The 19,416-nt window shown below is 62.6% G+C and carries 17 protein-coding genes; 11 read left to right on the top strand and 6 right to left on the bottom strand.

Annotated elements, in window-relative coordinates:
- Positions 1 to 421: 421 nt before the first annotated feature.
- The 4 genes from HBR93_RS23485 to HBR93_RS23470 form a co-directional block, all read right to left on the bottom strand.
- The gene (locus tag HBR93_RS23485) at positions 422 to 1,243 is read right to left on the bottom strand and encodes a hypothetical protein (protein WP_169961196.1); all 822 of its coding nucleotides are present in this window, start codon (positions 1,241 to 1,243) and stop codon (positions 422 to 424) included.
- The gene (locus tag HBR93_RS23480; protein WP_169961195.1) at positions 1,240 to 2,838 is read right to left on the bottom strand and encodes a hypothetical protein; all 1,599 of its coding nucleotides are present in this window, start codon (positions 2,836 to 2,838) and stop codon (positions 1,240 to 1,242) included. Before HBR93_RS23480 ends, HBR93_RS23485 begins: the two co-directional genes overlap by 4 nt.
- 72 nt (positions 2,839 to 2,910) lie before the next feature.
- Complete coding sequence (locus HBR93_RS23475; protein WP_057959146.1) at positions 2,911 to 4,644, bottom strand: hypothetical protein; 1,734 nt, start codon at positions 4,642 to 4,644, stop codon at positions 2,911 to 2,913.
- On the bottom strand, positions 4,641 to 6,455 hold the full coding sequence (locus HBR93_RS23470; RefSeq protein WP_169961194.1) for a tyrosinase family protein: 1,815 nt from the start codon (positions 6,453 to 6,455) through the stop codon (positions 4,641 to 4,643). Before HBR93_RS23470 ends, HBR93_RS23475 begins: the two co-directional genes overlap by 4 nt.
- A 159-nt stretch (positions 6,456 to 6,614) precedes the next feature.
- On the opposite strand from HBR93_RS23470, the gene HBR93_RS23465 reads away from it, so the two are divergent.
- The 11 genes from HBR93_RS23465 to HBR93_RS23415 all read left to right on the top strand — a co-directional run bounded on the left by HBR93_RS23465 (position 6,615) and on the right by HBR93_RS23415 (position 18,169).
- Positions 6,615 to 7,094, top strand: a complete 480-nt coding sequence (locus HBR93_RS23465; protein WP_057438712.1) for an Lrp/AsnC family transcriptional regulator — start codon at positions 6,615 to 6,617, stop codon at positions 7,092 to 7,094.
- Between the two features lie 1,033 nt (positions 7,095 to 8,127).
- Positions 8,128 to 8,730: a transposase gene (locus HBR93_RS23460; protein ID WP_057438711.1), complete on the top strand. Its 603-nt coding sequence runs from the start codon at positions 8,128 to 8,130 to the stop codon at positions 8,728 to 8,730.
- Between the two features lie 62 nt (positions 8,731 to 8,792).
- A complete protein-coding gene (locus HBR93_RS23455; RefSeq protein ID WP_057438710.1) occupies positions 8,793 to 10,382 on the top strand; it encodes a ShlB/FhaC/HecB family hemolysin secretion/activation protein in 1,590 nt (529 codons plus the stop codon).
- Between the two features lie 25 nt (positions 10,383 to 10,407).
- Positions 10,408 to 12,207, top strand: coding sequence for a MotA/TolQ/ExbB proton channel family protein (locus tag HBR93_RS23450; protein ID WP_169961193.1), 1,800 nt, complete (start codon positions 10,408 to 10,410; stop codon positions 12,205 to 12,207).
- An 11-nt stretch (positions 12,208 to 12,218) separates the two neighbouring features.
- Positions 12,219 to 12,638 carry a biopolymer transporter ExbD gene (locus HBR93_RS23445; RefSeq protein ID WP_057438708.1) on the top strand — a complete coding sequence of 140 codons (420 nt, stop codon included), beginning with the start codon at positions 12,219 to 12,221 and terminating at the stop codon, positions 12,636 to 12,638.
- The gene (locus HBR93_RS23440) at positions 12,635 to 13,339 is read left to right on the top strand and encodes an energy transducer TonB (protein WP_076964766.1); all 705 of its coding nucleotides are present in this window, start codon (positions 12,635 to 12,637) and stop codon (positions 13,337 to 13,339) included. The genes HBR93_RS23445 and HBR93_RS23440 overlap by 4 nt, the downstream gene beginning before the upstream one ends.
- Positions 13,340 to 13,379: 40 nt before the next feature.
- Complete coding sequence (locus tag HBR93_RS23435; RefSeq protein WP_076964767.1) at positions 13,380 to 15,071, top strand: putative porin; 1,692 nt, start codon at positions 13,380 to 13,382, stop codon at positions 15,069 to 15,071.
- 17 nt (positions 15,072 to 15,088) lie between these two features.
- Positions 15,089 to 15,715 (top strand): DNA repair protein, encoded by a 627-nt coding sequence (locus HBR93_RS23430; RefSeq protein ID WP_115127987.1) that lies wholly within the window; start codon positions 15,089 to 15,091, stop codon positions 15,713 to 15,715.
- Positions 15,716 to 15,737: 22 nt separating this feature from the next.
- The gene (locus HBR93_RS23425; protein ID WP_169961192.1) at positions 15,738 to 16,214 is read left to right on the top strand and encodes a YbjN domain-containing protein; all 477 of its coding nucleotides are present in this window, start codon (positions 15,738 to 15,740) and stop codon (positions 16,212 to 16,214) included.
- Positions 16,211 to 17,140: a peptidylprolyl isomerase gene (locus HBR93_RS23420; RefSeq protein WP_169961191.1), complete on the top strand. Its 930-nt coding sequence runs from the start codon at positions 16,211 to 16,213 to the stop codon at positions 17,138 to 17,140. Before HBR93_RS23425 ends, HBR93_RS23420 begins: the two co-directional genes overlap by 4 nt.
- Before the next feature lie 51 nt (positions 17,141 to 17,191).
- Positions 17,192 to 18,169 carry a LysR family transcriptional regulator gene (locus HBR93_RS23415; RefSeq protein WP_057959890.1) on the top strand — a complete coding sequence of 326 codons (978 nt, stop codon included), beginning with the start codon at positions 17,192 to 17,194 and terminating at the stop codon, positions 18,167 to 18,169.
- A gap of 104 nt (positions 18,170 to 18,273) precedes the next feature.
- Here the strand turns inward: HBR93_RS23415 and HBR93_RS23410 are convergent, their stop codons facing one another.
- Together HBR93_RS23410 and HBR93_RS23405 are read right to left on the bottom strand one after the other, a co-directional pair.
- A complete protein-coding gene (locus HBR93_RS23410; RefSeq protein ID WP_169961190.1) occupies positions 18,274 to 18,717 on the bottom strand; it encodes a hypothetical protein in 444 nt (147 codons plus the stop codon).
- A gap of 151 nt (positions 18,718 to 18,868) precedes the next feature.
- The gene (locus HBR93_RS23405; protein ID WP_057959888.1) at positions 18,869 to 19,297 is read right to left on the bottom strand and encodes a hypothetical protein; all 429 of its coding nucleotides are present in this window, start codon (positions 19,295 to 19,297) and stop codon (positions 18,869 to 18,871) included.
- Between the last annotated feature and the right edge of the window lie 119 nt (positions 19,298 to 19,416).

Raw genomic sequence — 19,416 nt, 5'->3', positions numbered from 1 at the left:
AGGCGCCCCGTTAAACCACGATGGCCGCAGGCAGGTATTGCGCAGTGGGCACCCCGGCATGGATGCCGGGGTAGCCGCGACACGGCCATGGATGGCCGATCGCGGCGGGCCCACGGAGCAATGCCTGACTGCGGGCATGCCGAGCCTAGGCGAGGCACCGAGTGGTGGGGCAAGAGCCCTTTTGGTTACTTTTGGGGCTCTTTTCCAAAAGTGACCCGCCGTAAGGGCGGAACCAATAGCCGCCGTGACCGCAGCAACGGATATGTACACACACACTCAGAAGAGAGTTGTATAGATACTCATGCCGCGATGCCGCAAGTTCAGCCAAAGAGGTATCGACTGACCCACCAACAGGATCCGGGCGAAGCAGAAAAACCCCTGCCACATCACACATCAAATGTCGAAGCTGCCTTATACCCACTCAAGGTTGGCAAGGATCGGTCTTGTTCAACAAATTCCCCGTCGAATACCACACACGCTGCGCCGCCGGCCCCAGGTCCAGCGCCACCGGCGCATCCGCACGCCCCTCCAGCAAGGTCGGATAAACCCCAGGCTTGAGCGGCGACTGACACACAATCGGCAACGACTGCACCGTGGTGAAATTCAAATCCACCGTAGACACCAATTGCGCCGCCGAAAACGGCGCCGGTGGCCCAGGCAGGGTGATGATTTCCTGGAAGTCCGGATCCTGGGCGATGTAGTGCGTCAGGTGCGCCTCATTACCCCGGCCAAACAGGGTGTACACCATCTGTTTGGGCCGCTCGATCCCCAGGTTGAACGGCCGGTAGATCACCACCGCCTCGACCGTCACCGGCACGTTGTCAAACAGCACCGGCCCCGGGGTGCCGCCGCCATCATTGGAGTAGCCGTCATAGATCGTCGCCTTGAACGCGGTCACTTCGCCGGCCTTGAGTTGGGGCAGGGTGAAGGTGTCGTTATCGACATTGATCAGGTTATACGGCTTGCTCGGGTTGGCCGCGCGCAGGGCCTGGTACTTGGCCATTACGTCAGCCGGCAGGCTGGCCTGCAGGACGATCTGGTACATGTGCTTTTCCGTGGTGAACATCGGCATGTGCACCAGGAACAGGGTCTGCGAGCCGACCATGAACATGCCGTGGTTGCCCGGTGCATCGGCATCGGCGCCGTTGTTCAGGGCGTGCAGTTCATGGGCCGAATGGGCAAAGGCCTGGGGGGCGAGGGCCATTGACAGGGCGAGCAGCAGGGTGGCGAGGGAGCGTTTCATGGTTGGCCGTCCTTGAGGGTTTCGAAGGCATGTACGCGTTTGATCAGGCTTGTATGTTTGGCCGAATCGGCGTTGTTGAACAGGAACGAGAAGTCCGAGGCCAGGGTGGCGCTGCCGGCAATGGTCGCTTGCTGATGGCAGTCATTGCAGTTCATGCCCTGGACGTACGTCTCCAGGGTGGTATTGGCCACGGGTACGTTGCTGTCGCTGATAAAAGCACCGTAGGACAGGGGAACCTTCGCATTCGGGCCCGGCTCGGGGTCGGGCGGCGTCGGGGCGGTGATCCACAGCACATTGATCAGCTTGTAGTACTGGAACACCGACTGGCCGTTGGTCTGTTGGGCGAAGCTGGCCTGCACCGCGCCGTTGAGCGCCTGCATGTCCGACGACAGTGGGTGTTCGCGGGTGGTCTGCACCGGTTGGTCCCGTGGATAGGGTTCGGTGCATTCGCGATCCGGGTGGTGCTGTTTGCACTGGATGCGCGCCACGTTCGGCGTACACACATCGGGGCCGCCGGTGCAGTTGGGATTGTTGAAGGTGTAGCCGTCCGGGGGCAGCTGTTGCGCGGGCACCTGGCCCGGTTCCGGTACGTTGTCCACGTGCTCGAAGGTAGTCCAGATAAAGTTCGGTGAGCTCTGGGTCTTGTTGATGATATGCAGGCCCACCAGGCCCACCACCTGTTGGGTGCATTGCAGGGTGGCGGGGTTCTTGAGCCAGGCCACAGTGGTCAGGTAGCGCCCGTAGAGCTGGGGCTGGCCGGTGAGGATGCGCCAGGCGGCCTTGAGTTCCAGGGCGCCCAGTTGCTCCTGGGGCAGCGGGGTGGTGGGCATCGAGCGCATCAGCTCACCGGCGGGCAGCGACAGGCCGGCCGGGTGTTTGCCATCGCTGTTTTGCGCGACGATCAGTTGATTGGCGGCATCGTACAGACCGTTGTCGACGATGTAGTCGAACTCGGCCTTGCCCACCTTGCGTTCGAAATACACCAGGTTGCCGGTCTGGTCCGTGAGCCAGCCACCGGCGGCTTCCATGATCGGGTCGGGAATCGACGCCAGGGTGCCGCTGGACAAGTGGAAGCGATGCTTGGCGTTGGTCGCGCTTTCCGAGGTGGCATTCATGAATTTACGCGCCCCTACCGACAGGGCCTGGAGGCTGTCCTGGCTGCTGCAATTGGGCGGCACCAGGGTTTGCACCCCCCAACCGCTGGGCTTGGGTGCACCGGGCAGGAAAATCTCATTGGCGTCTTTGTAGCTGGCCCATACCGGCGCCACGCTCATGGGCTGCCCGGCGGTGGTGGGCACGCCGAATTGCGCGACGGCGATGGTTCTGTCCGGCTCGCCCGCCAGGCTGGCATTGGCCGGCCAGCCGGGGTCCACCGGCCAGTTCAGGGCGATGAACAATTGCCAGCCAAAGCAATTCATAAAGCTCTGGCCGGTGGTGTTGAAGTTGTTGACCGGCATAAACCCGCCGCTCTTGGGGTTGAACACCAGTTGCTGCTGGACGCAGTTATCGGCATCGGACGCGTGGGCCAAGGGCAGGATAAACAGTGACAGCAGGGTGCTGACCAGCAGCAGACGACTCAAGCGAAACCTGGACATCATCGCGCTCCTTGCACAAATGAGGGGGCTTGTTGTGGCGAGGGGCTTGCCCCCTCGCCACAGGGGGGGGGCTTAGGTGGATGGCACCAGCGCCAGCCCGGATTCCCACGGGTGGTCCGCCGCGCTGACGTTATCCGCCTCGCCCGGGTTGAGCGCGCGTACCGTCACCAGTCCCGGCGCCGCGTTCGCCGCGACGCTGATGGTCATGATGTAACCCTGGGTGCCGCCCGCGTTGGTCTGGCCGGGAATGGCCGAGGCGTCGGGCATGAACTTCGTGACCTGTGCCGTCACCCCGGGATTGCTGAACTGGATCCTCGCCGTGGCGGCGGTGGTCTGCAGATCGGCGCCTTGCACCACCAGGACAAACTGCCCGCTGCTGCCAGGGGCCAGCCAGGCCGGCAGGTCGGTAGGCGACTGGCCGTAGAACAGGTCCAGCGGCAATAACTGCACCGGCCAGGGTTGCAGGCCATTGACCCGGTCTTGTACGCAAGGAGACGGCGCCGCCGTGGTGCTCGGCATGACGGTCACACTCAGGCCCACCAGCAGTTGCTGGGCAATCACCCACACATAGTCCACGGCCTGGCCGTTGATGGTGATGTCATTGATCGAGAACCCCGCGCTTTGCGGCACCTCGAACACCGCCTGGAGGATCTGGTCGGAGCCGTTGATCGCCGATTTGGCGGTGCCGCGGGTAATGCGCCAGTACTGACTCACATCCTGGCCCTGCGGGCCTTTCCACGCGCTGAAGTTGGTCGGTTGCTGCAGGTACAGGGCGATGGGATTGGTCAGGGATATACGGTTGCTGATGGCCGCCTCATTGGCCGCAAAACCGATATGCGGGTCGGAGTTGCGATAGTTCTGCCCATATTGCGCGCAGCAGATCAGCGACTGAGGGTTCTGGCTGCTTTTCAGGGGCCGCATGATCGTGGCCGCCGCCGCCAGGTACACCTCGGCGCTGAGGGTGTTGGGGCCGGACGTCAGGTGCATCGCGCCACCGAACTGGCCGGGCGTACAGGCGGTGCCGGCGTTCCATTTGTTGACAGTGTCGTAGGCGGGCAGGCCCGTGGTCGGGTCAATCACCGGATCCCCGGCATTGCCGGTCGGGCAGTTGGTGGCGTAGCGCAGGTAGAGGTCTTCGAGTTGGACGTTCGGGTCGATGTAGTCGCGATACAGTCCCAGCACGGCATTCGGGTCGATGCGCCACATGGCCAGGAAGTACGCCGGGTTTTCGCTGGTGAAGGTGATTTTGCGCATGTCGCCATTGGCATCGCGGACAATCGACCACTCGCAATACTCGTCCAGCCAGCCCCGTGGGCCCGAGGGTGAGAAATCCTTGTACTTGCCGTTCCAGTCGATACTCGGGCAACGGGTCACCGGCAGTTGCAGCAGGGTGCCTTTCTTGTCCGGGTCGTACAGGGTGTACAGGGTGTCGTTGATGGTGATCTGGCCATTGTCGGTCAGTTCCATGACCTGTTGCAGGGTCATGGCCTTGCCGCCCAGTTGCGGAATCACCGCCGTGCCGTTGCTATAAAAAAACGTCCACAGCCGGTTGGGAAAGGGTTGCCAGGTAATCGCCGGCGGGGTGGTGTCGCCATAGCCCTCGACCAGCGGGTTGTAATAGCCCGAGCGTGGCGCGTCGTACAGGCCCGACCATGGGTTGCCGATGATCGCCGCTTCGGTCCAGCCGGTGACGTCGTTGTTCCAGTCGGTTTCAAATTGCGGCAACTGGTCTTCCAGGCCCAGCTTGTTGTAGTCCTTTGGCGCTTGCCCGGCGGGGGAGGTGAATTGCTTGAAGGGCGTGCTCATGTCAGATCTCCATGGGGGGTAGAAACGGAGCAGCAACCGGCACTCGGGGGAGGGTCGGCAACGGTCTGGCGCGGGTCGTCCCACACCAGTTGGGCGATAAAGCCAGGCAGCGGCGCATACTCTTGCGGCGCCAATACCCGGCCACTATCGAGATGGGTGACCAGCAGGCTCAACTGCAGCTCGTCCGTGGGGCCAAGGTGCAATGCCGTGACACTGCGCGCGGCATTCAGCGCGCGGCACACGCCATGGGGGATGCAGCGCCCCTTGTCATCCACCAGGCCCATGCCGATCCGGCTGAAGCGCCCGACGTAGTGCGGGTTCTCAGCGCTGACCTGCTGGGGCGTGGCGTCGGCCTGGTTGAGGAAAACGTCGATCAGGTAGGTGTCGTGGGTGCAGCGCACATGGTCGAACACTACCCACGGGCCGCTGGCCTGGGCCTGCTCCTGGGCAGGCGCGGCACTGTGCGGGCAGCACGCTTTTGCGCTGGCGCGTCGTGCACCGAACGGCGGCGCCACTGGGGTGCCGTAGTCGTAGCCGATGTGCCGGCTGTCCTGGGCCATATCGCCCAGGGTGGTGTAGCGCCAGGCATCGGCACTGGTGAACGTGACTGTCTCGGCCTGGTTGCCGGCAAACGGCTGGAGCAGGCACTGGGTGGTGTACTGCGCCGCCGGGTTGGCGCGGATCCAGATCTCCAGCACGCGGTCGATATTGGCGTGGTAAGAGCAGAACAGTGGGTCAAACGCGGTGTAGGCGTTATCGGCCATATCGCCGCCGATCCAGCCGTGATAGTTGTCGTGGGGCTGCTCGTACAGGCCATCGAAATTCAGTGTGCGATTGGGGTACAACTCGTCTTTTTGCGGCGGATCGAATTCGGTGATATTGGCCCAGGGATACCCCGGCACACCCTGGGGCTGGCTGAAGGTCTTGAACGTCAAGGCATCCACCACCTGCTGCTGGAAAATCCGGCTCATGCCATACAACTGGGTGCGTTTGAGGCGTTGTGAGTCGCCCTGGGTGTAGAACAGCGGGTTGCGTTGCACAAAGCGGCAGTCCACGCCCTCGACATTGCCCGAGGCACACACCTTCGAGCGCCCATCCTTGGCCGCCGCATAGCGCAATGGGTTGGGCCGTACTTCGCCGCTGCGGGGGTGCACATAGGTTTCATCGAGAAACGCCTGGGGCAAACCGGCCTGGGGGCTGCCATCGACACTGGCGTCTTCGGCCATCCAGTCCCAGTACGGGATCGGGTAGTCAATCAAGGCTTCCAGGTACAGCAGGTAAGCGCGATGCCACAGGGCAAAGGCCTCCTGATAATGCAGGCACCAGTTGCTGTGGATATAGGCATAGCGTTGCCACGGCGAGCCACTGTCCGGGTTGCCGATCTGCATCACGTCATCGAGCCGCGCGCGGTACAGGTCCAGTTGTTCCTGACTCAGCGCGCGGATGTCCTGGCGCACGCGCCTGACCGGGTGCGGCAGGTCTGGCGGCGGGATGCGCTCGGCGATATCGAACGGCGAAAAACTGTTCAGGCGCCAGCCCTGGTTGACCCACAACCGGAAGGTTTCCAGGGCGTCGATCGGCCAGAACTGCCGGTCATCCAGGGTCAGCGGCATGTTGCGTGAGGCCAGGTGCTGGTAGATGGTTTCGGACCAGGCCTTGACCGAATCGGGGTCTTCCAGGAACACGTCGTAGGCATTCATGCAACGCACCCACGAGCCTGCGACCTGGCCGCGCTCGGCGGGCGGTATCCAGTAAGGCGCGGTGAAAAGCCCTTGGATATCAGCGGTCCATGTCGGTTTCGCAACTATCATAAGATCCCTCTCACGCCGCCCATGCTGGATCTTTCGGGGCTGCTAAGCTGGAATTGATAGTAACGGGCCACTGTGCAGTGATTTGTGCAAATTGGCCGCCCGTTACGGCGGATTCATTGCAGTTTTCTCAAGGAAGAAGTGGAAATAATGACAGACGCCATGGATTTGAAAATTCTCGGCAAATTGCAGAAGGATTGTACCCAGAGCCTGGACCTGCTCAGCGACAGCGTGGGGCTGTCCTCGACCAGTTGTTACCGGCGCATCCGGCGCCTGGAGAGCGTGGGGATCATCAAGGCGAAAGTCGCGGTGCTGGATGAAAAAAAGCTGGGGATCCAGGTCACGGCGTTCTTTTTGATCAAGCTCGACAAGGACAGCAACGACATTGATCGCAAGATGCAACACATCCTGGCCACCCGCCCGGAGATTCAGGACTGCTACCTGATGACCGGGGAGTTCGATTTTGTGATGGTGGCCAAGTTTCGCGATGCCACGGAGTACACCGAATATATCTATCGGTTTCTCGACACTTACCGTGATATTCCGATTCGCACTTATTCGTCGACGTTGGTGGTGCGTACGGTGAAGAAGTCTTATGAACTGCCGCTGCAGGGTGTGCAGCATTTGCCTCCGGATCTGTAGACGCGCGGTTTGTGGCATAGGTATCTACACAACTCTTTCATGGTTGTTGGGGGTTGTGTACATATCCGTTGCTGCGGTCACGGCCACTTAGGGTTCCGCCCTTACGGCGGCTCACTTTGGAAAGCCCCAAAGTAAGCAAAGGGCTCTTGCCCCACCACTCGGTGCCTCGCCTAGGCTCGGCATGCCCGCAGTCAGGCATTGCTCCGTGGGCCCGCCGCGATCGGCCATCCCTGGCCGTGTCGCGGCTACCCCGGCATCCATGCCGGGGTGCCCACTGCGCAATGCCTGCCTGCGGCCATCGTGGTTTAACGGGGCGCCTAAGATCAAGATCAAAAGCCAGATCAAAAGCAGAGCAACAGCAACAGCAACAGCAATGCCAAAGCCAGAGCGCGAAGCTGCATTCCCCCTGTGGGAGCTGGCTTGCCTGCGATGGCGGTTCATCAGCCAATACATTTATCGACTGATACACCGCCATCGCAGGCAAGCCAGCTCCCACAGGTACACGCGCACGCCTCGACGATCAGGTCGGCTGTCAGGCCGCCTCGCTTTGCTTGTGATTTTGATCTGAGGCGCCCCGTTAAACCACGCTGGCCGTCATCCGATATTGATTTGGGGGGTAACCCGGCAGGACGCCGGGTTAGCCGCGCTGGGCCATGGATGGCCCATCGCGGCGGCCCCCCAAATCAATGTCGGATGACGGGCACACCGAGCCTGGGCGAGGTGCCGAGTGGTGGGGCAAGAGCCCTTTGCTTACTTTGGGGCTTTCCAAAGTGAGCCGCCGTAAGGGCGGAACCCTAAGTGGCCATGACCGCAGCAACGGATATGTACACAAACCCAGAAGAGAGCTGTGTAGCGACCTACGCCCATCGCGAACAAGCCCTCTCCCACATTAGGTTGCTGACGACGCCCGACAATCAGCCCTGCGGAATGAAGCTTTTATGACAAAAGTTCGGTAGTCCCCCCGTCCCTCCGTCTTGCCTATGTAACGCGCTCAAGCACGCGAAACAGGCCAGGAGTGGGGCGGATGGGAACTATGGAACGCTACTCGAAAGTAGGCATGCAGGAACTCGATCAGCGCCTGTCGAAGATCGTCGAAGCCGCCCGCAAGAAGCCGGTGTCGGTCTATCGCTATGGCGCGCCCTGGGTCTGGATCGTGTCCCAGGAGGACTGGCAAGGCGCTTTGAAAGAGGTGTCCAGCTATATACCTGCCGGTCACTCCCTGGTGTTGCTGCGCCCGCAGATCGACGAGGTGCTGGAGCAGCACCACGACTTGCTGCAGGCCCTGAATGCCGAGCCTGGCATGCTTATCGCCCCGCGCACGGTGCTGCAGATTCTGCTGCTGCAACTGCTCTATTCGGTGCCCAGCGAACAGCAACTGCACGAGCAACTCAACTACAACCTGCTGTTCCGCTGGTTCGTCGGCCTCGACCTGACCCAGCGGGTGTGGGGCATCCACGTTCTGCAGCGCGATATCGCCACGCTCCTGGGCAACCCACGGGCGGTGCAGTTGATCCAGAAAATCATCGGTGAAGTGTTCTGTGGCGCCTTGCTGCACATGCCGGAGTTCTCCTTGAACTTCGCGCTGCTGCATACCTGGCTGGCACGGCATGCCAATACCTCGACATCCAGCAATTGAGTCGGCCGAACGTGGTGCCAACAACCGTGAAGGCCAGCCATTCGAGTAATCCAGGGGGCGGTGTGACGCATCTGTTCAAATCAACGCTGGCGCTGTGCTGGCTGACACTGGCGCTGCCGGTGTCAGCCGATGAGCCAGGTGGCGCGTCCGAGGCCGCGGTGCGGCGGGTGGACGTCAATGAGTACTTTGTGCGCGGCAATACGGTGCTCGACGCTCGGGCGATCGAAGAGGCGGTGTACCCGTTCCTGGGCCCGCAAAAGACCTTGAGCGATATCGAAGGCGCCCGCGATGCCTTGCAGAAGATCTACCAGGCGCGCGGTTATCAGTCGGTGTTTGTCGAATTGCCCGAGCAGAAGGTCGATGACGGCATCGTCTACCTGCAAGTCAGCGAGACCAAGGTCGGCCGAGTGCGGGTGGTGGGGGCCAAGCACTATTCGCCGGTAGAGATCCGCGAAGAAGTTTCGGCGCTGAAGGAGGGGGCGGTGCCGGATTTTGCCACGGTGCAGACCCAGCTCGCCGGCCTCAATCGCGGGGCAGGGCGCCAGGTCACGCCGCTGGTGCGCGAGGGCCAGCGCCCCGGCACCATGGATGTGGACCTGCAAGTGGAGGACCAGAACCCCTGGCACGCCAGCCTCGGCCTGAACAACGACTACAGTGCCGACACCGAGAAGCTGCGCAGTGTCGCGACCCTGGGCTACGACAACCTCTGGCAACTGGGCCACAGCGTGTCCTTGACCTTCTTTACTGCGCCCCAGGACAGCGAAAACGCCAAGGTCTGGTCCGGCGCCTACAGCGCGCCGCTCAACGAGCGCTGGACTGTGCAGTTCTCCGGTTATCAGTCCGACAGCAATATCGCCACCATCGGCGGCAGCAACGTGCTGGGCAAGGGTCACTCCTACGGCGTCTCGGCGATCTACAACCTGCCGGCCAGTGGTGTATGGGCCAACTCGTTATCGGTGGGGGTGGACTTCAAGGACTTCGAGGAGCAGATGCAGTTCGGCGCCAGCCGCGACCAGATCCCGCTCAAGTACGCGCCGCTGACCTTCGGCTACAACGGCTACCGCTACACCGAGCAGGCGCAACTGGGCCTGGGCCTGAACCTGGTGGTCGGCACCCGTGCGTTTTTTGGCTACGGCAGCGACGCCGAAGAATTCCAGTACAAACGCGACCAGGCCAGCCCCAGCTTTGCCGTGCTCAAGGGCGACCTGAATTACACCTACACCTTCACCGGCGACTGGCAGTCGGCGACCAAGACCGCGTTCCAACTGGCGTCTGGCCCGCTGGTCTCCAACGAGCAGTATTCGGCCGGTGGCGCCACGTCGATCCGTGGCTACCTGGCCGCCGAACGCACCGGGGATGAGGGCTACTTGCTCTCCCAGGAATTGCGTACGCCATCCCTGGCCAAGTTCCTCGGCAGCTATGTGCAGGAGTGGCGCTTCTACGCGTTTGCCGAAGGCGCGCGCCTGCGCCTGCATGACCCGCTGCCCGAGCAGGAAGACGAATACAGCCTGGCCAGCGTCGGCCTCGGCACCCGTGCCAGTTTGAGCAAGTGGTTGTCCGGCAGCCTGGATTGGGGCTACCCGCTGCTCGATGGACCGAACACCCAGAAACAGGACTCGCGACTGCACTTCAGTGTGCAGGCGACTTTCTGACCCTTTTTTCCGGAGAACCCTTCACATGCAACGCCTATTTCTGAGCCTGTTTATCTGCCTGGGCTTCGTGCTCCCGGCCACCGCCCAAGCCTGGTGGCAGGACGACTGGCACTACCGTAAACAGATCTCGCTGGACACCACCCCCCAAGGCGCCGCGATCAATCAGGCGCTGGGCCGTACTGCCTTGCTGGTGCGCTTGCACACCGGCAACTTCACCTTCGACGGGGTCAAGGAAGACGGCGCCGACCTGCGCTTTGTCAGCGCCGACGACAAGACCGTGTTCAATCACCAGATCGAGAGCTTCGACCCGCTGATGGGCATGGCGTTGATCTGGGTCGATGTGCCCAAGATCGAAGGCGGCCAGCGTCAGGACCTGTGGATGTACTACGGCAACGACAAGGCCCCGGCGACCGGCAACGGCCAACTGACGTTCGATCCGAGCTACACCGCGCTCTACCATTTCGAGGGCGCCAACGGCACGCCGGCCCGTGACACCACGGCCTATGGCAACACCGCGCTGAACGCCACCGGTGCGAGCATCGACGGCGTGATCGGGCGGGCCTTGCAGTTCAGCGGCCAGCCGTTGCTGTTGCCGGCCAGTCCGTCGTTGCAACACACCGCCAGCGGCGCCTTTACTTTCAGTGCCTGGCTGCGCCTGGACCAGGCCGCCGGTGAGCAAGTGGTGCTGGCCCGCCGTGAAGGCAGCAGCAGCCTGGTGCTGGGCCTGAACCAGGGCATGCCGTTTGTCGAGATCGACGGCCAGCGTGCGGTATCGACCCAGCCGCTGAACCCCGGCCAATGGCAACACCTGGCCTTTACGGCCGCTGGCAACGCCGTGACCCTGTATGTCAACGGCCGCGAAACCGCGACCCTGGCGCTGGCGATGCCGGCGTTCAATTCCCAACTGGCCATTGGCGCCGACCTGCCGGAGTCCACCGGCGGCCTGCTGCCCTTTGCCGGGGCGATGGATGAGCTGCGCCTGTCCAAAGTCGCACGCCCGGCGGGGGCGTTGTTGGCCGATGCCAGCGCCCAGGGTTCTGAGTCGAAACTGCTGGCCTATGGCGTGGATGAAGAACAGTCGGGCTTTGGTTTCGGCAGCCTGGGCTTTTTGCTCAAGGCCGTGCCTATCGACGCCTGGGTGATCATCCTGGTGCTGGTGGCGATGATGGTCCAGTCGTGGGTCATCATGTTCCGCAAGAACCGCATGGTCAGCCGCGTCAGCAGTGCCAACGAGATCTTCCGCGAGCAGTTCGCGCAGATCGGCACCCGCCTGGAGATGTACTACGACGACCAGATCCTGGCCGAGCGCCTCAGCCACTCGTCGTTATGGCGCCTGTACCGCGTCGCCGTCCAGGAAATCCGCACCCGCCGCGCCCAGGGCGCCGACACCAGCTCGGTCTCGGCAGCCACCATCGAAGCCATCCGCTGCTCCATGGACGGCGTGCGCACCCGGGAAAACCAGCAGCTCAGCGCCAAGCTCTCGACCCTGTCCAACGCCATTGCCGGCGGCCCGTACATCGGCCTGCTCGGTACGGTGCTGGGGATCATGGTGGTGTTCCTCGGCACGGCCATGGCCGGCGACGTGAACATCAATGCGATCGCCCCGGGCATGGCTGCTGCGTTGCTGGCCACCGCCATGGGCCTGTTTGTCGCGATCCCCGCACTGTTTGGCTACAACCGCCTGATCACCCGCAACAAGGAGGTCAGTGCCGACATGCGCGTGTTCGTCGATGAGTTCATCACCCGCCTGGCCGAGATGCACGGCGAGAGCCAGTCCAGCGAAGCCGCGCATCGGCGCGCCCAGCCAGCCCACGTACCGGCCTGAGGAGAATCAGCATGGCTTCTGTGAATGCCTCCCACGACGATGACGAAGACGCCGCCGTCGACAGCATCAACATCACGCCCCTGGTGGACGTGCTGATGGTGGTGCTGGTGATGTTTATCCTCACCGCCACGGCCCAGGTCTCGGGGATCCAGATCCACTTGCCCAAGGCCAGTGCCTCGGTGTCGTTGTCCGAGGCCAAGACCAAGGCGATTTCGGTGAATGACGGCGGCCAGGTATTCCTCGACGCCTACCCGGTAACTCTGGGGGAACTGGAAGAACGCCTGCGTATCGAGAAGGCCCTGAACCCGGAGTTTCCGGTGATTGTGCGCGGCGATGCCACGGTGCAGTACCAGAAGGTCATCGAGGTGCTTGATTTGCTGCGCCGCCTGGAGCTGTCCCAGGTCGGCCTGGTCACTGGCAAACCATCGTGACCGCACAGATGCCGATCCCACCCACGCCCGTGAAGAAGTCGCCGCTGCGCCCGCTGAAGTGGGGCGCCGGCCTGCTGGTGGGCGCCGTGGCCGCGTGGTTCCTGTGGCAGTGGGCCAATGACATGAGCGGCGTGCGCCGCGAAGCGCCCAAGGTGCCGATGATTATCCCGTTGCCGCCACCACCGCCGCCGCCCCCGGAACCGCCCAAGGAGCCCGAGCCCCAGGTCGAGGAAAAGATCCCCGAGCCTGAGCCCACACCTGCGCCGGAGGAGGTCAAGCCGGAGCAAGAGGCACCCCCGAGTCCTGCCGACGACCTGGCCAACCCGATGCAGATCGACGGTGATGCCCAGGCCGGTAACGACGGTTTCAACGTGGGGGCCGGCAAGGGCGGCGGCATGGCCGGGTCCGGTGGGGGCGGCCTGGGCACGGGCACGTTCAAGCAGTACCTGGCCGGGGTGTTCCAGCGCTTGCTGCGCGAAGACCCGGAGTTGCGCAAGAAGGCCTATGCGGTGCAGGCCGACCTGTGGTTGAGCGGCGATGGCGAGGTCACGCGTGTAGAGCTGGCCCAGTCCAGCGGCGATGCCGACACCGACGCCCAGGTACTGGCGGCACTGCGGGCCACGCCCCGTTTGAAAGAACGCACACCGGCCTCCCTGACGTTGCCGGTGCGCCTGTCCCTCAAGGGCCGCCGCCCGGAGTGAGCCAACCTTTTTTGCAGTTTTCTACAGGAGTTGTGTGCAAATGATTTCCCACGTGAATCGAGTGACCCTGGCGGTCGGCATGGTCATCGCGACCCTGGTCGGCCAGGCAACGGCCGCCCCGGCCGGGCCTTCGGAAAACGCCACGATCAACCTGATCCGCCTGCTGGTGCAGCAAGGTGTGCTCAAGCAGGAACAGGCCGAGGGGTTGATCGCCCAGGCCGAGAAAGAGGCGGTGCAGGCGCGCCAGACCGCGGTGGCCGCCACCGGGCCTGCGGCGGCCCCTGGGGATGTGCGGGTGCAGTACGTGCCGGCCGCCGTGCGTGATCAGATCCGCGACCAGGTCAAGGCCGAAGTCATGGCCACTGCCAAGCAGGAAAACTGGGCCCAGCCCAACACCTTCCCGGACTGGGTCTCGCGTATCAGCTTCGATGGCGACATCCGCCTGCGTGACGAGTCGCGGTTCTTCTCTGGCAACAACAGCAACGAAATCGTCGATTACGCCAAGCTCAACGAGAACGGTCCCTACGACGTCAACAAAGACACCAACACCCGCCTGCCGCCATTGCTCAACACCCGTGAAGACCGCGAGAACCTGTTCCGCTTGCGCGCACGCCTGGGGATGAAGGCGATCATTTCGCCGGAGTGGACCGCAGGCATCCGCATCGGCACCGGCTCCGACAACAACCCGGTGTCCACCACCCAGACTTTGGGCGGCGGCTTTGGCAAGAAAGATATCTGGCTCGACCAGGGCTACCTGACCTGGAAGGCCACCCAGGACCTGACCCTGACGGGCGGGCGGATCGCCAACCCGTTCTATTCCACCGACATGATGTACTCCAGCGACCTCAACTTCGACGGCGTGGCGGCGATCTTCAACCACAGCCTCAACAACGAATGGGGCCTGTTCGGCACGCTGGGCGCGTTCCCGGTGGAGTACACCTCCGACACCGCCAGCAGCAACGGTTTCGACAAGGAGGACAGCGACACCAAATGGCTGTTCGGCGGGCAGATCGGCGCCAACTGGAAGATCAACCGCAGCAACAGCCTCAAGGGCGCATTGGCCTACTACCGCTTCGACGACATCGAAGGCCAGCGCTCCAGCCCTTGCTCGCCATGGGCCGGCGCGCCGGGCTGCGACACCGACGGCTCGCGCGTGGCCTTTATGCAAAAGGGCAACAGCGTGTTCCTGCTGCGCAATATCAACGCCAACCCGGCGACCCCGGGCCTGACCCCGCAACCGCAATACGTGGGCCTGGCCTCCAAGTTCGATGTGCTGGACCTGAACCTGGTGTGGGACAGCGAACTGCCCCAAGACTTCAAGCTGCGCAGCCAGGCCAACTTCATTCACAACCTGGCCTACGACAAGGGCGAGATGCTCAAGCGCAGCGAAGGCGAGATCGTCAACAACATCAACAGCAAGGGCCAGTTTGAAAGTGGCGGCAATGCGCTGATGGTGCAGTTCACCCTCGGCAGCGCCCTGGAGATGAAAAAGGCCGGCGACTGGAACCTGTTGGCTGGCTACAAGTACATCCAGCCGGATGCCTTGCCGGACGGCTTCAACGACTCGTCCTTCCACCTCGGCGGCACCAACGCCAAGGGCTACTTCATTGGCGGCAACTACGGCATCGACAAGAACATCTACGCCAGCGCCCGTTGGCTGAGCGCCTCTGAGGTGTATGGCGCGCCGTTTGAAGTCGATGTGATGCAACTGGAACTGAATACGCGCTTCTGACGCGCCGGGAGATACCCATGAACATGCGAATTTGCGGACTGGTCCTGGCCCTGGTCGCCACCGGCGCCTCGGCCGAAGGCATGGAGGAGCGCCTGCGCACCCAGTTGCGCAGCACCACCGCGCAGCTGCAGGCACTGCAAAGCGAACAGGCCCAGGCCGCCGCTGCACGGATTGCCGCCGAAAACCAGGCCAAGCAGGCCCAGGTGCAGATCAAGCAGTTGAGCCTGGAGCTGGACAAGGCCCGAGGCTTGGCCGAGCAACTGGCCGGCCAGCAGCAGAGCCTGCACAGCCAGGCCCAGGCGCAAGTGGCGGCGAGTGCCGAGCAGACCGGCAAGTTCAAAAAGGCTTATGACGACCTGCTGGTGCTGGCCCGTGGCAAAGAAACCGAGCGCGCGCGCCTGCAGGCGCAACTGGCTGAACGTGACACACAAGTGCAGCAATGTTCAGCCAAGAATCAACAGATGTATGGCGTGGCCCAAGCGTTGCTCGCGGCCTACGAAAAAATCGACGTGGCCGAGGTCATGAGCATTCGCCAACCGTTCGCCAGCGGCGCGCGGGTCAAGTTCGAAGAACTGGCCCAGGGTTTTGGCGATGGCCTGTACAACAGCCGTTTCGATGCGCCCCAGGCGGCGCTTAATCACTGATCAACCAAGGAAGAAGTTAACCATGAGCGAATTGATGAGCAGCGTGACCCCCCAGCGCCTGACCGAGTTGCTGCAAGAGGCCGGCTACCGGGTCAACCAGAGCGAGCAGAACGGCATCGTGCAACTGCTCAGCGCCAGCCAGGGCATCGGCTTTGCCGTGCGCTTCGGCAACCCGGCGGCGGAGCAGGGCGCCTATGTGGATTTCACCTACAGTTGCGCGCTGCGGGTCCAGGGCGAGTTGCCCGCAGGCCTGGCCCCGGTCTGGAACACCTCGCGGCGCTTTGCCCGGTTGTCGGTGCAGGGGGAGTTCCTGCTGATGGAGATGGACGTGATGGTGGCTGGCGTCGGTGCCCTGTACCTGCGCAGCCAATTGGAGTTGTGGGATCGGCTGTTGCAGGAATTTATCGTCTACCTGCGTGAATACAGCCAGACCGCCGCGCACCTGCATGCCCAGGGTGTACCTGAGGTTGAAACCCGCGAAGAGGCGCCAGCGCTGTGAAAAAACCAACCCTGGTGGTAGCTGCGCTAGCCCTGTTGGGGGTGGCGGTGGGCTTGGGCCTGCGCTCGGGTAGCGACCCGGTCGCGGCCCAGCAACCGGCCCCGGTGATCGGCGCAGAGGGCCCGGCGGTGGCACGCCTGGGCAATCAACAGGTGGCCGTGCCGGAACTGCAGGCATTGCTGGCCACCTTACCGGCCGAATCGCGCGAGCAGTTGCGCGCCAATCGGGGTGCCCTGGAAACCTGGATCCGCTCGCGCCTGGCGCAAAAGGCCGTGCTCGAACAGGCCGATGCCCAGGGTTGGCGGCAACGCCCGGACGTCGAGCAACAGACCCGCGCCGCCACCGAGCAGATCGTGTTTCGCGACTACCTGCTGTCGGTCAGCCAGGTGCCGGCCGACTACCCCAGCGCCGCCGAGTTGCAGCAGGCCTATGACAGCGGCAAGGCCCAGTGGATGACACCGCCGCTGTACCGGGTCAGCCAGATCTTCCTCGCCGTGGACGACCCGCAAAATGCCGAGGCCGTGCGGCGCCAGGCCCAGGAACTGAGCCGCCGGGCCCAGGCGGCCCCGGCGGAGTTTGCCGGGCTGGCCAGCCAGTACTCCCAGGACGCCGGCAGCGCCGGGCGCGGCGGTGATTCGGGCCTGCAACCCTTGCAGCAACTGGTACCAGAGGTGCGCAACGTGGTCGCGCGGCTCAAGCCGGGTGCGGTATCGGATGCGGTGCACAGCGCGGCGGGGTTCCATGTGCTCAAGTTGACCGAGCACCAACCGGCGCGCACCGCCAGCCTCGACGAACTGCGCCCACGCCTGACCGAGGCCCTGCGCGCCCAGCGCCAGGAGCAGATCGCCAAGGCCTATCTGGAGGGCATGCTCAACACCGCGACCTTGAGCATCGACGGGGCGCAACTGAACAAGGTACTGGAATAAACAGGCTGTACGCATGGATGCACAGACCCAATAAGACAGGGAGTTCCCCCCATGGACTATCTAGAACCTGCAGCACCCCACGGCATGACGCCTTACCGCGCGCCCGGCGAACCCCGGGAAGCCTGGCTGGCCCTGGCTGCGGGCATCGACCCGGAGGTGGCGCGCTACTTCCTGATCAGCGCCCGCTGTGGCTGTTTCATGCAGGCGGCCCGCAGCCTGAACATCAAGGCCACATTGCTGCGCAAACGCCTGGCGTTACTGGAAGCACAGATGCGCCGTTCACTGTTCAGCTACCAGGGCAATGTCCTGGCGCTGAGCCGTGACGGCCTGCAGCTCCAGGCGCGGCTGGTGACCCTGGCCAATGAACGGCGGGTGCCGGTGCAGGAACAACCGTTGATTCGGCTGGCAGTGGCCGAGACCATCCTGCATGACATCCTCGGGCGCGACCTGATCTCCCTGCTGCGCCGCAATGCCAGTGTGCGCCTGGAGATTGTCTGTATCGACAGTCCGCAGGCCGTGCAGACAGTGGAAGCCGACGTGGTGCTGTGGCTGGCGGGCGTCGACTCGCCGCAGCCGGGGCCGGGCTTTGCGACCCATCCACCGCAGGCACTGGCCTGCCTGGATTACCTGCCGCATATCGCCAAACGCTACTCACGCCTGGCCGCACGCCCGGACAGTGTGGATGACTTGGCGGACTACATGCTGGTGCAATGGCAGCCTGACGGCTTGGTCGAGGCATTGGCGCCGTGGAACCGAGTGGTGCAACAGCGCTTGGCGGGGGTGGTGCAGGTGCAGGCGTATCCGCTGATGCTGGAGATGATCCGCTGCAGCGCGTGCATTGGCTTGCTGCCGCGTTACATGAGTTGTTTCGACCGGGGCTTGATGGCGTTGCCGGGCTTGTTTGCCCAGGACATGCAGCGCCAGGTGTGGATGGCGGTCAATGCCGCGGCGGCGCATCCACAGGAGGTGCAGATGATTGTGGCAATGGTGGTCAACACCTTTGAGGAGCGGCGGGAGTGGTTTGGCTGACGCCACTCAATGGCGCGAACAATAAAAAGGGCCAGCGCTAATAAGCGCGGCCCTTTTTACAAATGGGATATTCCAGCGATAGACAGACTTGGGCGCTCATAGTGTTATTGAGTCTTGTATTGCACCGTACCTTGTTGCGAGGCGCCTTCGAACTTCGCGACGCCGATAATTCTTTTACGCTGTTGCGTGTCCGCAGAATTGACCGCAAAAAACTTGAAAGAAATTTCTAATGAAGGCTCGGCTTCCAATGAAACAGAGATGACCTCCATCTTGTCCTCATCGTTGTTGTCAGCGTACCAGCTATTCTGATTCTGCCCTGGGTTGTACCAGGCACCTACAAGGGTATCCCTGTTCATTTCGTATGTGCCCGGCTTGATGTGGTCCGGGAAAGTAAAGAAAATCCCCTCTTTCAAGATACCTTCAATCGGACCGCCGGCAATAATGGATGAACTATAAAGGTTAAGTGAAACAGACTCGGCGGTGTAGGCGCGGCCATCAATGTCCGCCGTTAAATGGCCGGTTGTATTGTGCGGTTGGGGGGTTGGCATTAGTGAATCCTCAGAGTTGATTTAAACCGTTCGTAGAGGCTTTACGGTTAATTAATAACTTGAGGAGTACTAGGAATCTACTGTCACTATTAACAGTAAATCGTTTCAGTGATCTGGTGTCGTTCCGGGCGCGTGTATCCCGGGTCGGTCCCTAGGCGACTACAGGCTGAATGTGCAACCCACCCTCGACATCCTTGACCAACCCGCTGGCCAGCAACAACGGCAGCAGACGCTTGTGCAACTGCGGTTCGACAAACTCCTTTACCGTGTCCAACGCCAGCTCGCCGTGACCCGGCAGTTCCGCCTTGGTGTACGACAGCCAGGCCTTCTTCAGCATCTGCAACACATCGCTGCCAGCGGTCAGCGCAAAGCGGCGGTGGGTTACCTGGCCCTGGAAGTCGAAGCTGTGCTGATACTCGTAGCCTTTCTCGTCACCCGCGCTGGCCACGCAGCGCGTGCAGGTGCAAGGGCCATCACCAAAAGCCGCCTGCAGGTAGCTATTGAAGTCCACCACGGGTTTGAGCGACAGGCGCTTGTCCACTTCGAACAGGTCGCCGGTCATTTTTGCGTCGTTACTCAAGGTGCATTTCCTCGCAGGTCTACAGCTGGTTTTTCAAAGCGCGGCATCATACCAGCCGGCAGCGTGGGCAGTCGCCAAGACTTGCCCGCTCAACTGATATCAGGGAAGCTCTGCGGGAT

Origin of the sequence: Pseudomonas sp. WS 5411 (genome assembly GCF_012985595.1) — a bacterium.
GTDB classification, from domain to species: domain Bacteria; phylum Pseudomonadota; class Gammaproteobacteria; order Pseudomonadales; family Pseudomonadaceae; genus Aquipseudomonas; species Aquipseudomonas shahriarae.
The sequence above is the reverse complement of the archived record's forward strand: the minus strand, read 5'-3'. Positions and strand labels throughout refer to the sequence as shown.

What these genes read in the sequence shown, in the direction of transcription:
- HBR93_RS23415 (WP_057959890.1), top strand. Translation starts at nt 17,192, where the DNA reads ATGGACTATCTAGAACCTGCAGCACCCCACGGCATGACGCCTTACCGC.
- HBR93_RS23480 (WP_169961195.1), bottom strand. Translation starts at nt 2,838, where the DNA reads ATGTCCAGGTTTCGCTTGAGTCGTCTGCTGCTGGTCAGCACCCTGCTG.
- HBR93_RS23425 (WP_169961192.1), top strand. Translation starts at nt 15,738, where the DNA reads ATGAGCGAATTGATGAGCAGCGTGACCCCCCAGCGCCTGACCGAGTTG.
- HBR93_RS23475 (WP_057959146.1), bottom strand. Translation starts at nt 4,644, where the DNA reads ATGAGCACGCCCTTCAAGCAATTCACCTCCCCCGCCGGGCAAGCGCCA.
- HBR93_RS23410 (WP_169961190.1), bottom strand. Translation starts at nt 18,717, where the DNA reads ATGCCAACCCCCCAACCGCACAATACAACCGGCCATTTAACGGCGGAC.
- HBR93_RS23450 (WP_169961193.1), top strand. Translation starts at nt 10,408, where the DNA reads ATGCAACGCCTATTTCTGAGCCTGTTTATCTGCCTGGGCTTCGTGCTC.
- HBR93_RS23435 (WP_076964767.1), top strand. Translation starts at nt 13,380, where the DNA reads ATGATTTCCCACGTGAATCGAGTGACCCTGGCGGTCGGCATGGTCATC.
- HBR93_RS23460 (WP_057438711.1), top strand. Translation starts at nt 8,128, where the DNA reads ATGGAACGCTACTCGAAAGTAGGCATGCAGGAACTCGATCAGCGCCTG.
- HBR93_RS23485 (WP_169961196.1), bottom strand. Translation starts at nt 1,243, where the DNA reads ATGAAACGCTCCCTCGCCACCCTGCTGCTCGCCCTGTCAATGGCCCTC.
- HBR93_RS23470 (WP_169961194.1), bottom strand. Translation starts at nt 6,455, where the DNA reads ATGATAGTTGCGAAACCGACATGGACCGCTGATATCCAAGGGCTTTTC.
- HBR93_RS23465 (WP_057438712.1), top strand. Translation starts at nt 6,615, where the DNA reads ATGGATTTGAAAATTCTCGGCAAATTGCAGAAGGATTGTACCCAGAGC.
- HBR93_RS23430 (WP_115127987.1), top strand. Translation starts at nt 15,089, where the DNA reads ATGAACATGCGAATTTGCGGACTGGTCCTGGCCCTGGTCGCCACCGGC.
- HBR93_RS23445 (WP_057438708.1), top strand. Translation starts at nt 12,219, where the DNA reads ATGGCTTCTGTGAATGCCTCCCACGACGATGACGAAGACGCCGCCGTC.